General features: G+C 72.3%; 7 protein-coding genes. 2 read left to right on the forward strand and 5 right to left on the reverse strand.

The features are described from left to right. The first annotated feature begins 182 nt into the window (after positions 1–182). The gene (locus AB0K65_RS27685; protein WP_365721151.1) at positions 183–1,457 is read left to right on the forward strand and encodes an HEXXH motif-containing putative peptide modification protein; all 1,275 of its coding nucleotides are present in this window, start codon (positions 183–185) and stop codon (positions 1,455–1,457) included. Between the two features lie 58 nt (positions 1,458–1,515). Then, positions 1,516–4,545 (forward strand): FxSxx-COOH system tetratricopeptide repeat protein, encoded by a 3,030-nt coding sequence (gene fxsT, locus AB0K65_RS27690; protein ID WP_365721198.1) that lies wholly within the window; start codon positions 1,516–1,518, stop codon positions 4,543–4,545. Positions 4,546–4,618: 73 nt separating this feature from the next. Here the strand turns inward: fxsT and AB0K65_RS27695 are convergent, their stop codons facing one another. The 5 genes from AB0K65_RS27695 to AB0K65_RS27715 all read right to left on the reverse strand — a co-directional run bounded on the left by AB0K65_RS27695 (position 4,619) and on the right by AB0K65_RS27715 (position 12,039). Then, positions 4,619–8,425 (reverse strand): multifunctional oxoglutarate decarboxylase/oxoglutarate dehydrogenase thiamine pyrophosphate-binding subunit/dihydrolipoyllysine-residue succinyltransferase subunit, encoded by a 3,807-nt coding sequence (locus AB0K65_RS27695; protein ID WP_365721153.1) that lies wholly within the window; start codon positions 8,423–8,425, stop codon positions 4,619–4,621. A 281-nt stretch (positions 8,426–8,706) separates the two neighbouring features. Then, on the reverse strand, positions 8,707–9,792 hold the full coding sequence (locus tag AB0K65_RS27700) for an ATP-binding protein (protein ID WP_365721155.1): 1,086 nt from the start codon (positions 9,790–9,792) through the stop codon (positions 8,707–8,709). Then, positions 9,789–10,526, reverse strand: coding sequence for a response regulator transcription factor (locus AB0K65_RS27705; protein WP_365721157.1), 738 nt, complete (start codon positions 10,524–10,526; stop codon positions 9,789–9,791). The genes AB0K65_RS27700 and AB0K65_RS27705 overlap by 4 nt, the downstream gene beginning before the upstream one ends. 59 nt (positions 10,527–10,585) lie before the next feature. Next, complete coding sequence (locus AB0K65_RS27710; RefSeq protein WP_365721159.1) at positions 10,586–11,251, reverse strand: spermidine synthase; 666 nt, start codon at positions 11,249–11,251, stop codon at positions 10,586–10,588. 161 nt (positions 11,252–11,412) lie between these two features. Further along, complete coding sequence (locus AB0K65_RS27715) at positions 11,413–12,039, reverse strand: hypothetical protein (protein ID WP_365721161.1); 627 nt, start codon at positions 12,037–12,039, stop codon at positions 11,413–11,415. Between the last annotated feature and the right edge of the window lie 193 nt (positions 12,040–12,232).

The following is a 12,232-nucleotide window of genomic DNA, read 5'->3' on the forward strand; positions in this document are numbered from 1 at the left end:
GGCGTCGTGCGTCCGTCCGGCGCCCTCGCGTGGCCGCCTGGCTCCGGCGTCGTGCGTCCGTCCGGCGCCCTCGCGTGGCCGCCTGGCTCCGGCGTCGTGCGTTCGTCCGGCGTCGCCCTCGCCCGCCCGTCCGGCTCCGTCGTCGTGCGTCCCGCGGGTCCGTGCCGTCCGGGGAGGCGGGAATGAGCCGCGCGCCGCTGTCCGCCGCGGCCTTCGCGGGGCTGGCCACCACCCGGCCGGCCCCCGCCGCCGCAAGACTCCTGGCCTCCGCCGTCCACGCCCGTCGGCTGTTGCTGCTCAAGGCCCTGCTGGTCCGGGTCCACCAGCACCGCCGAGATGTCGAAGCCCCCGTGCTCCTCCGCTTCGAGGAGGCGTGGCAGCTGCTCGAGCGGGCCGAGCGGCTCCGCCCGGCCGTGGTCCGGGACGTCCTCGACTACCCCACGACGGGCGCCTGGCTCGCCGCGGCCCTCGCCGAACCCGTGGGGCCCGCCCTCGACCGCCACCTCGTCCGGCTGGAGAGCGTGGCCCTCGCCGCCGCCCTCCGCTCCGGGCTCCCGCTCGACCTCGCCGTCGAGGCACCGGACGGCCTCCTCTCGCTGCCCGGCGAGGGCCGGCTGCGGACCGGAGCCGTCCACCTGCGGGTGACGGCCCGCTCCGGGGCCGCGCGGATCCGGCCCGAAGGCCGCCGCGCCGCCGCCACCGTGCTGCTGCGCACCGACCGGCACACCGGCGCCCTCGTCGGCACGGGCGGCGGCTGGGCCGGGCTGCGCACGCTCCCGGAGTCCCGCGCCCGCCTCGACGACCTCGACCCGTACCGGGTGCCGCCCGGCGGCGTGGGCAGCCCCGCCCGGACCGCCGCCGAGCACGGCGACACCGATCACGTCGCCTGGGCCGCCCGGTGGAGGGCCGCCCAGGACCTCCTGGCGCGGACCGACCCGGTCCGGGGCACCGAGGTCCGCCGCGCCGTGCGCGCGGTCGTCCCGCTCACCGCGCACGGCCCCCGCTCGGTCGGCGCCACCCTGAGCGCCGCGCCCGGCGCCGTGCTGACCTCGCCGCCGGCCGGGGCGCCCGATCTCGCCGAGACCCTGGTGCACGAGATCCACCACAGCAAGCTCGCCACCCTGCACGCCCTCGTACCGCTGTACCTGCCCGGCCGCGCCGTGACGCACCGGGTCGGCTGGCGGCAGGACCCCCGCCCCGTGGCCGGCGTGTTCCAGGGCGCCTACGCCCATCTGGCCCTGACCGACCTGTGGCGGCGCGCGGCCGGCGCGGACGGCGTGCCGGCCCCGTGGAGGGCCTGTGCCGCGCGTCAGTTCGACCGTATCCACGATCAGGTGGGCGAGGCGCTGACCATCCTGCTTGAATCCGATGAACTGACCAATGCGGGGCGGGAGTTCGCCCATCAGATGAAGCGGCACCATGCGAGCCTCGGCGCCGCCCCCAGGGCCCTTGGGTAACACTGTGCCCACGGCACATGACACTGCGTTGCGCGTGAGCGGGACGGGAGACGTACAGATGGCGGAACAGCGGTCAGGCGGCGGCCCCAGGGCGGACCACGGCGGCAGAGCCGCCCCGGAACACGTCCTCGTGGTCTTCCCCGGCTACCACCGGCCGTGGGCGACCTGGATCGACCAGCGCCTCGAAGCCCACGGCGTGCGGGCCACCCTGCAACGCTGGGACCCCCCGCGCGAGGTTCCCCTGGAGGACTCCCTCGGCGACCTGCTGCTCGCCCGCGGGCGCGTCCTGCTCGTCCTCAACGACTGGTTCTTCGAACTGGGCCCCCGGCCGGCCGGCGAGTGGAACGACGTCCTGCGCGGCTTCGTCGCCGCCCACGCCGACCGCTTCGCCGCCGTCAACCTCACCAACCGTCCGCTGCTCCCCGCCACCGCCGTCCTCGAACCGGTCAGCCTGTGGGGCGTGGGCGAGGAGGAGGCCGAGGCGCGGATGCTGAGCCGGCTCGGCATCGAACCCCGCCGCTCCGGAAACCGCCGCCCCGCACCCGGCTCGACCGTCCGCTACCCCGACACGCCCCCCGAGATCTGGGGCGAGGTCCCCCGCCGCAACCCCCGCTTCACGGGCCGGGACGACCTGCTCACCGACCTCCAGCAGCGCCTCATGGACGCCCCGCGCGGCAACGCCGCCTGCACCGTCCTCGGCATGTCCGGCATCGGCAAGACCCAGATCGCCGCCGAGTACGCCCACCGCTTCAGCCCCGACTACGACGTCGTCTGGTGGGTCAACTCCGACGACCGCAACATCCAGCGCGACCGCTTCGGCGAACTCGCCGTCGAACTCGACCTGCCCACCGGCAGCGAACCCGGAGAACGCATCCGCGCCGTCCGCGAAGCCCTCCGCCGCGGGGACCCGCACAGCCGCTGGCTCGTCATCTTCGACGGCTGGGACGACATCGAGGGCGTCAACGTCATGCTCCCGCACGGGCCCGGCCACGTCCTGATCACCTCCCGCAACCGCGGCTGGGGAGACCACACCGACCTCCTCGAAGTCCCCAGTTTCGAGCGGTCCGAGTCCACCGCCTACCTCATGCGCCGCGCCGCACACATCAGCGCCGCCGAGGCCGACGAGGTCGCCGCGGAGTTCGGCGACGTGCCCCTGCCGCTCGTCCAGGCCGCCGCGTGGCTCGGCGAGTCGGGCATGGAGGCCCCCGAGTACCTCCGCATGGTCCGCGAGGGACGCCTCTCCACCGTCGACGAACCCGCCACCGGGGACGGCTTCCCCAACGCCTCCCTCACCTCCTGGTCGATACTGATCAACCGGCTCCGGCGTTCCCAGCCCCAGGCCATCGAGATCCTGAGCCTGTGCGCCTCCTTCGCCCCGGGCCGCATCCCCCTCGGCATCGTGCGCGCCTACCCCCAGGCGGAGCTCCCCGAGGACCTCCGCTGGATGGCCACCGACCTCCCCGCCTGGACCCGCGCCCTGGACACCCTCGTCAACTACTCCGTCCTCAGCCGGGAGTCGCGCGGACCCGCCACCAGCGTCGAGGTCGGCCCCCACCAGGAGTCCGTGCACATGCACCGGCTCGTCCACGACATCGTGGCCCGCCTCACCGACGGCGAGCACCGCGAGGGCCACCGCCAGGCCGTCCGCACCCTGCTCGCCGAGGCCGACCCCGGCAACCCCATGGACAGCCGGCACTGGCCCCGGTACGCCGAACTCCTCCCGCACCTCGAACCGTCCGGAGCGCTCACCAGCCGCAACCCCCGGATCCAGTCCGCCGTCCTCAACTGCCTGCGCTACTGCTTCCGCAGCGCCGAGTTCCGGGCCGGGGTCAGGCTGGCCGAGAAGATCAGGGAGCACTGGTCCGCCTTCATGGACCCGACGAGCCCCGCCATGCTCGAACTCACCACGCAGGAGGGCAACATCCTGCGCTCCTACGGCCGGTTCCGGGACGCCTACGAACTCGACCTCGCGCTGCGCGACCGGCTCGACGCGGCCCCGGTCCCCGACGAACTCGGATCGCTCCGCTCCGCCATCTCCATCGCCAGCGACCTCCGCTTCCTCGGCCAGTACCGGGAATCGGAGCGCGTCCAGCGCGCATGCCTCGCCGAAGCCCGGCGCCTCCTCGGCGAGACCGAGTTCCTCACGCTCGTCGCCGGCCACAACCTCGGCGTCGTCCTGCGCATGCTCGGCCGCTACCAGGAGGCGTACGACCAGGACGTCGAGTCACTGGCCCGCAGCGAGAACGTCCTGCGCACCCGCCACGCCCACACCCTCAACTCCAGCAACGCCGTCGCCCAGGACCTCCGGCTGCTCGGCCACTACCGGGAGGCGCTCGCCCGCCAGGAGTCCAACGTCCGGCTGCACGTGCAGATCCTCGGACCGCAGCACCTGCAGTCCCTGTACGCCCGCGCCCAGCTGGCCCTGTGCCGCCGCCGCGAGGGAGGCTTCCAGCAGGACCTCGGAGCCACCATGGCCGGCCTGCTCGAACAGCTGGAGCAGGTGCACGGCCGCGGCCACTACGTCACCCTCTCCTCGATCAACAACTACGCCAACTACCTGCGCGAACACGGTGACCTCGACCACGCCAGGGAGCTGAGCCACGAGGCCGAGGCCGGCTACCGCTCGCTCCTCGGCCCCGCCCATCCGGTCGCCACCGGCGTGCTCGCCAACACCGCGCTCGTCATGCAGGCCTCGGGAGAACGCGCCGACGCCATGGCCATGCTGGAGGCCGCACTCGCCGGTCTGACCGCCTCCCTCGGGCCCGACCACCCGTGGGTCCTCGGCTGCGCCCTCAACGCCACCGCGGCCCGCAACTTCAACGGCCGGGTCTCCGACGCCGCCGAGCTCAGCCGGGACACCCTCCGCAGGGCCCGCCACGCCCTCGGCGACGAACACCCCCTCACCCTCTCCTGCCAGGTCGCGCTCGCCACCGACCTGCGCGGGCTGCGCGAGGTGGAGGAGGCCGGGAAGCTGGAGGAGGACGCCCTGCTCACCCTCACGAGGACCCTCGGCGCCCAGCACCCGCACACCCTCTCGGCACGCCAGCGCAACCGCCCCTACTGGGACTTCGAGGCGAACCTCGGCTGACGCCGGGCGCACACGCCGGAGGCCCGGCACCCCTCTCGGGGTGCCGGGCCTCCGTGCGTACCGGAACAGCGGATCAGGCGTCGAAGACCTCGTTGACCAGCTGCTGCTGCTCGGCCTGGTGGCGCTTGGCCGAACCGACCGCCGGGGACGAGGAGTGCGGACGCGAGATCCGGCGCAGGCGCTCGCCGTGCGGGATGTCGGCGCCGACCGCCAGGTCCAGGTGGTCGATCAGGTTGAGCGCGATGAACGGCCACGCACCCTGGTTCGCCGGCTCCTCCTGCGCCCACAGGTACTTCTCGGCGTTCGGGTACTTGGCGATCTCGGCCTGGAGCTCGGCACCCGGCAGCGGGTACAGACGCTCCAGACGGATGATGGCCGTGTCCGTCACACCGCGCTTCTGCCGCTCGGCCTCCAGGTCGTAGTAGACCTTGCCCGAGCAGAAGACGACCTTGCGGACGTCCGCCGCGTTCACCGAGTCGTCGCCGATCACCGGGCGGAAGCCGCCGGTGGTGAACTCCTCCACCTTCGACGCCGCGGCCTTCAGACGCAGCATCGACTTCGGGGTGAAGACGATGAGCGGCTTGTGGTGCGGGTTGTGGACCTGCCAGCGCAGCAGGTGGAAGTAGTTCGACGGCAGGGTCGGCATGGCGACCGTCATGTTGTCCTGCGCGCACATCTGCAGGAAGCGCTCCGGACGGGCGGACGAGTGGTCCGGGCCCTGGCCTTCGTAGCCGTGCGGCAGCAGCAGCGTGACGCCGGAGGTCTGGCCCCACTTCTGCTCCGCCGAGGAGATGAACTCGTCGACGACGGTCTGCGCGCCGTTCACGAAGTCACCGAACTGGGCCTCCCAGACCACCAGGGAGTCCGGGCGGGCCAGGGAGTAGCCGTACTCGAAGCCCATCGCCGCGTACTCGCTCAGCAGCGAGTCGTAGACGTTGTAGTGGGCCTGGTCCTCGGCCAGGTAGAGCAGCGGGGTGTAGTCCTCGCCGGTCTCCTGGTCCACAAGGACCGCGTGCCGCTGGCCGAAGGTGCCGCGGCGGGAGTCCTGGCCGGACAGCCGGACCGTGGTGCCCTCCATGAGCAGCGAGCCGATGGCGAGGGTCTCGCCGAAGCCCCAGTCGATCGTGCCGTCGTCGATGGAGGCCGCGCGGCGCTGCATCTGCGGCATCAGACGCGGGTGGACCGTGATCCGCTCCGGGATGTTGACCTGCGACTCGGCGATCCGCTTCACGACCTCCTGGGAGACCGCGGTGGTGACGGCGACCGGGAACTCCGGCTGGGCGTCCGGGACGTGCGCCGGGGCCGGCGCGGAGGTGGCCTCGCGGACCTCGGCGAAGACCTTCTCCAGCTGGCCCTGGAAGTCCTGGAGCGCCTGCTCGGCCTCTTCCAGGGTGATGTCGCCGCGACCGATCAGCGACTCGGTGTACAGCTTGCGCACCGAACGCTTCTTGTCGATCAGGTTGTACATCTGCGGGTTGGTGAACTGCGGGTTGTCGCCCTCGTTGTGACCGCGGCGGCGGTAGCAGATGAGGTCGATCACGACGTCCTTGTTGAACGTCTGGCGGAACTCGAAGGCGAGCCGCGCGACGCGGACCACGGCCTCCGGGTCGTCGCCGTTTACGTGGAAGATCGGCGCCTCGATCATGCGGGCCACGTCGGTCGCGTACATCGAGGAACGCGAGGACTCCGGGGCGGCGGTGAAGCCGACCTGGTTGTTGATGACGATGTGGACCGTGCCGCCGGTGCGGTAACCGCGCAGCTGCGACATGTTCAGCGTCTCGGCGACGACACCCTGGCCCGCGAAGGCCGCGTCACCGTGCAGGGCGACGGGCAGGACGGTGAAGTCCGTGCCGCCCTTGTTGATGACGTCCTGCTTGGCGCGGACGACACCCTCCAGGACCGGGTCGACCGCCTCCAGGTGCGAGGGGTTGGCGGTGAGCGAGACCTTGATCTGCTCGCCGTCCAGGCCGGTGAAGGTGCCCTCGGCGCCCAGGTGGTACTTCACGTCGCCGGAGCCGTGCATCGACTTCGGGTCGAGGTTGCCCTCGAACTCGCGGAAGATCTGCGCGTACGACTTGCCGACGATGTTCGCCAGGACGTTCAGGCGGCCGCGGTGGGCCATGCCGATGACGACCTCGTCGAGGCGGGACTCGGCGGCGGAGTCGATGACCGCGTCGAGCAGCGGGATGACGGACTCGCCGCCCTCCAGGGAGAACCGCTTCTGGCCGACGTACTTGGTCTGCAGGAAGGTCTCGAACGCCTCCGCGGCGTTCAGGCGGCGCAGGATCCGCAGCTGCTCCTCGCGCTCCGGCTTGGAGTGCGAGCGCTCGACGCGGTCCTGGATCCACTTGCGCTGCTTCGGGTCCTGGATGTGCATGAACTCGACGCCGGTGGTGCGGCAGTACGAGTCGCGGAGCACGCCGAGGATGTCGCGGAGCTTCATCATCGACTTGCCGGCGAAACCGCCGACCGCGAACTCGCGCTCCAGGTCCCACAGGGTGAGGCCGTGCTCGGTGATGTCCAGGTCGGGGTGCTTGCGCTGGCGGTACTCCAGCGGGTCGGTGTCGGCCATGACGTGGCCGCGGACCCGGTAGGAGTGGATCAGCTCGAAGACGCGGGCGGCCTTGGTGACGTCGTCGTCGTGCGAGGCGTCGATGTCCTTGAGCCAGCGGACCGGCTCGTACGGGATCCGCAGGGCCTTGAAGATCTCGTCGTAGAAGCCCTCCTCGCCGAGGAGGTAGTTCGCGACGATCCGCAGGAACTCGCCGGAGGCGGCGCCCTGGATGACCCGGTGGTCGTAGGTCGACGTGAGGGTCATCACCTTGGAGATGCCCAGCTTGTTCAGGGTGTCCTGGGAGGTGCCCTGGAACTCGGCGGGGTAGTCCATCGAGCCGACGCCCATGATGACGGACTGTCCGGGCATCAGACGCGGCACGGAGTGGACGGTGCCGAGGCCGCCGGGGTTGGTCAGCGAGACCGTGACGCCGGAGAAGTCCTCCATCGTCAGCTTGCCGACGCGGGCGCGCTTGACGATGTCCTCGTAGGCCTGCCAGAACTCGAAGAAGTTCAGGGTCTCGGCCTTCTTGATGCCCGCGACGACGAGCTGGCGGTCGCCGTTCGGCTTCACCAGGTCGATGGCGAGACCGAAGTTCACGTGCTCCGGCTTGACCAGGGTCGGCTTGCCGTCCTTCTCCGCGAAGGAGTAGTTCATCGACGGCATGGCCTTGATCGCCTGCACCATGGCGTACCCGATGAGGTGCGTGAAGGAGATCTTCCCGCCCCGGGCGCGCTTCAGGTGGTTGTTGATCACGATCCGGTTGTCGAAGAGCAGCTTCACCGGGACGGCGCGGACGGACGTGGCCGTCGGCACCTCCAGCGAGGCGTTCATGTTCTTCGCCACCGCGGCGGCCGGGCCGCGCAGGGTGATCAGCTCGGGGCCCGCCGGGGCCTCGGTGGCCGGAGCGGCGGCGGGGGCCTTCGCGGCAGGGGCGGCGGCGGGCTTCGACGGAGCCGGAGCCGCGGCGGCGGGCTTGGCGGCCGCCTGGGCCGGAGCGGCCTGAGCCGGTGCGGCGGGCGCGGCAGGCGCGGCCTGTGCGGGGCCCGCCTGCGGCGCGGCGGGCGCGCTCTGGACCGCCGGCGTGGCCGGCGGGGCCGGGGTGGCTCCGGCCGCCCCCGCGGCGGCGGGAGTCTCCGAGGAGCCGGGCTTGTAGTCGGCGAAGAAGTCCCACCAGGCACGATCGACCGAATTCGGGTCCTGGAGGTACTGCTGGTAGATCTCGTCGACGAGCCACTCATTGGCGCCGAAGGCGGTCGCAGGGTTCTGACCCTGCCCGTCTTGGTCGGTGGAGATGCTCGAGTTACTGGGGGACTGAGACGACACGGCGGTAACCGCCCTCTTCCGCTTCACAAGGTGATGGACAGCGGAAATAAAGGCTACGCCTCCCTGGCCGGGAGGTGCAGGCCGGGCACTCCAACGTCGCGCAAGTCACACTTGACGAAGTGTTTCGGGGCAGGGAATGGCGGGAAACAAGCGTGGTTCTGCCGTCTCCCGGGTAGGGGAGAGGGAGGTTGCGGCCCCCCTGGGCCCGCATCCCTGACCACGTCCTGACCATGTCCTGATCACGTACACGCAGAACATGTGCTTCCGGTTCGAACCCTACGTCAATCCCGCGCCGCGAGGCTGCCTGGAAGAGTGACCTGGATCCGGCAGCCCCGTGACGATTCGGCCACTCCGATCTCCCCGCCGTGCAGATCGACCGCCCAGCGGGCGATCGCGAGCCCGAGACCCGTGCCGCCGTCGCTTCCCGGGCCGGCCTGGGCCGGCACCGATCCGCGGTTGAACCGCTCGAAGACGGTGCGCCGCAGATCCTCCGGGATGCCCGGGCCCTCGTCCTCCACCTCCAGGGCCAGCGAGTCCGGCCACGGCCCGCGCCGGGCCCGCACGGTCACGCGGCCGTGGGCCGGGGAGTGCTTCACCGCGTTGTCGATGAGGTTCGCCATCACCTGGTGGAGCCGCTCGGCGTCCGCGTGCGCCGTCAGCTCGGGCGGCGACACGTCCAGGTGCAGATGGACGTCCGTACGGCGGTGGAGCCCCGAGGTGGTGGTCAGGCCGCGCTGGGACGCGGCCAGATTGGCCTCCCGCAGCACCCCGGACAGATACGGCCACACCTCGAGACGCCGTGCCTTCAGCGTGACGACACCGTTGTCGAGGCGTGACAGGTCGAGCAGGGTCTCCACCAGGCGGCCGAGCCGCTCCGTCTGTTTCAGCGCCGTCCGCATCGTCTCCGGATCGGCCTCGGAGACCCCGTCCACGACGTTCTCCAGCACCGCCCGGAGCGCGGCGATCGGTGTCCGCAGTTCGTGCGAGACGTTGGCGACCAGCTCCTTGCGGTGCCGGTCGACGGCCTCCAGGTCGTCCGCCATCCGGTTGATCGTCGAGGCGAGGTCGCCCAGCTCGTCACGGCGGTCCGCGCCGCGCACCCGGCGGCTGAAGTCCCCGCGCGAGATCGACCCGGCCACCGTGTTCATCTCGTCCAGCGGGGCCGTCAGGGACTGCGCCACGAACTGGGTGATCAGCAGCGTCGCGATCATCGCGAAGATCGTGATGTACCGGAACTCCGTCGAGGTCCTGATCGCCACCAGGGCGAGCCCGGAGGTCAGCAGGACCGCCCCGACGACCAGCGTGCCCAGCTTGGTCTTGATCGATATGGCGATCCGGCGTCTCGCGCGCGCCTCGCGGCGGATCACGGCGCCGGTGTCTCCAGCGCGTAGCCGACACCGTGGACGGTACGGATGCGCTCGGCTCCGATCTTCCGGCGCAGCGCCTTGATGTGGCTGTCCACGGTCCGGGTCCCCGACGCGTCCGCCCAGTCCCACACCTCGGCGAGCAGCTGCTCGCGGGAGAGGACCGCGCGGGGCGTGTTGGCCAGGCAGACCAGCAGGTCGAACTCGGTGGGCGTCAGATGCACGTCCTCGCCCCGGACCCTGACCCGCCGCTGCGCGTGGTCGATCTCCAGCTCGCCGAGCCGCAGGATGCCGCTGCGCGGGGTCACGGCCGCCATCGCGGCCCGCTCCACCCGCCGCAGCAGGACGTGCACCCGGGCGGCGAGCTCCCGCATCGAGAACGGCTTCGTCATGTAGTCGTCGGCGCCGACGCCGAGCCCCACCAGCATGTCCGTCTCGTCGTCCCGGGCGGTGAGCATCAGGACCGGAACGGGGCGCTGGGCCTGGACCCGGCGGCACACCTCCAGGCCGTCGAAGCCCGGGAGCATCACGTCGAGGACCATCAGGTCCGGCTGCCACGCCTCCGCCGCGTCGACGGCGGCCGGGCCGTCCGTCGCCGTCTGGACGAGGAACCCCTCCGCCCGCAGTCGCGCGGAGATCGCATCCACGATGGTCGTGTCGTCCTCGACGACCAGCACACGCCGCTGCGCGCCCGGAGTGGCCGCCGCACCGTGGTGAGTGGTGTGTGTCTGCTCCATTGCCCTGCCTTGCGTAGCTGATGTCGGTCAGCAGCGTAGAGGCAGCGGCGGCGTCCCGGCTACGCAGGCCTGATGCCGAGGTGCACCACGTCAGGGACGCCCCGGGCAACGGGGATCTCTTCGGTCCGTACCCCGCTGAATCCGGCATTCCGCAATGAGTCTTCGAAATCGGCGGACGGCCGCGCCGACCAGACGGCGATGACCCCACCCGGATGCAGCCGGGCCGCGCAGGCCGCCAGACCCTCGGCGCAGTACAGCGATTCGTTGCCCTCGGTGACGGTCCAGTCGGGGCCGTTGTCGATGTCCAGGCAGAGCGCGTCATAGGTGTCGGGGGAGGTGTGGACGTGCTCGACCAGGTCCGTGTGGAGGATCACGCTCCGCGGGTCGGCGAGGGCCGCGCCCGACAGGGCGGCCAGCGGACCGCCGCGGTGCCAGTCGATGATCGCCTCCTCCCGCTCGACGACCGCGATCCGCGCCCACCGGGGATCGGCCGCGGCGTGTGCGAGGGAGAACCCGACGCCCAGGCCGCCGATCAGCACGGAGGCGCCGTGGCGCCCGCCGAGCGCCTCCATCGCCGCGTCGATCAGCAGCCGTTCGGACCGTCCGTCGGACGTGTCCATCAGGAAGGTGCCGTTGGCGATGATCTCGAAGTGCTCGCCGCGCCGGCGCAGCACGACCTCTCCGTACGGTCCCTCGCGGCGGTCGAGGGTGACGGGACTGGGCATGTGCACTCGCTCCGATCTCGGGCTCGTCGGGTCGTCCCGCCCATCCTTCCGGGGCGGCGGGACCGGGGACAAACCCATATCGGGACAGACCTGTGCCGGGGCGAACCCCTCCTGGGGCGAAGCCGTCACGGACCCGGGGGCCGCACCGGGCGCCGTCCGGCTCATGTGGACGTCGGCGGACCCCCGCCCGGCAGGGCGTCGAAGACCCGGGCGAGCGCGGCGGGCACGGCGCCGTCGTCGGCGACGACGACCCGGTACCGGTGCGCGACGACGTACCGGAAGCCGTCGAAGACGGGCTTGCCGGTGGGGCGGGCGGGCACCGCCGCGTAGGCCGGGTCCTCCAGTGCGGCGCGGAGCCTCGCGACCTCGGCGGGGGTCATCCGGCCGTGGCGCGGGGGTCCGGTGCCGGAGCGGGTGGTGTGGCTCCCGTCGTAGTGGACGATCAGCCGGTTGTTCACCCCGGCGTAACCGCCGCTGACGTTCAGCTCGACGAGGACCTCCCGCGGGCCCGGCCGGTGGGCGCCGGCGGTCGGGGGTGGCGGGGCGCTCGGCTCGGGAGTGGCGGTCGGGGGTGGCGGGGCGCTCGGCTCGGGAGCGGTGGACGGGGACGTCGGGGTGCCGGAAGCCGGTGCCGGGGTCGGCGTCGCGGCGCGTGGGGGCCTGTCCGGTCCGCAGCCGGAGACCGCCAGTGCCGCGCCCATCGCCGCCGCGGCGACCCACGCCCCGGCATGCCGTCGCCGTCGCGTGCCGACGAGCTCGGCTCCGTGGGCGCCGGGGGAGAGCCGCACACCCGCCCGCCGCCGCGTTCGCGCACCCCGGCGCACCCCGTCGCGGCCGCCCGCCCCCCGGGCCGGGCTGCCGCTCCCGCGCACCTCTCTGTCCCCGCCCCAGCGCATCATGGGCCCGAGCATGCCCGGCGGCGGGTCCCGTTGGCCAGAGTCCGGTGCGGACGCCGGTGGCGGGAGGCCGGAGGGCGCCGGT

This window comes from Streptomyces sp. NPDC053755, from assembly GCF_040677675.1.
In the GTDB taxonomy this organism is placed as follows: Bacteria; Actinomycetota; Actinomycetes; order Streptomycetales; family Streptomycetaceae; genus Streptomyces.

Coding starts and splice junctions, on each gene's coding strand:
- AB0K65_RS27685 (WP_365721151.1), top strand. CDS start 183: ATGAGCCGCGCGCCGCTGTCCGCCGCGGCCTTCGCGGGGCTGGCCACC.
- fxsT (WP_365721198.1), top strand. CDS start 1,516: ATGGCGGAACAGCGGTCAGGCGGCGGCCCCAGGGCGGACCACGGCGGC.
- AB0K65_RS27705 (WP_365721157.1), bottom strand. CDS start 10,526: ATGGAGCAGACACACACCACTCACCACGGTGCGGCGGCCACTCCGGGC.
- AB0K65_RS27710 (WP_365721159.1), bottom strand. CDS start 11,251: ATGCCCAGTCCCGTCACCCTCGACCGCCGCGAGGGACCGTACGGAGAG.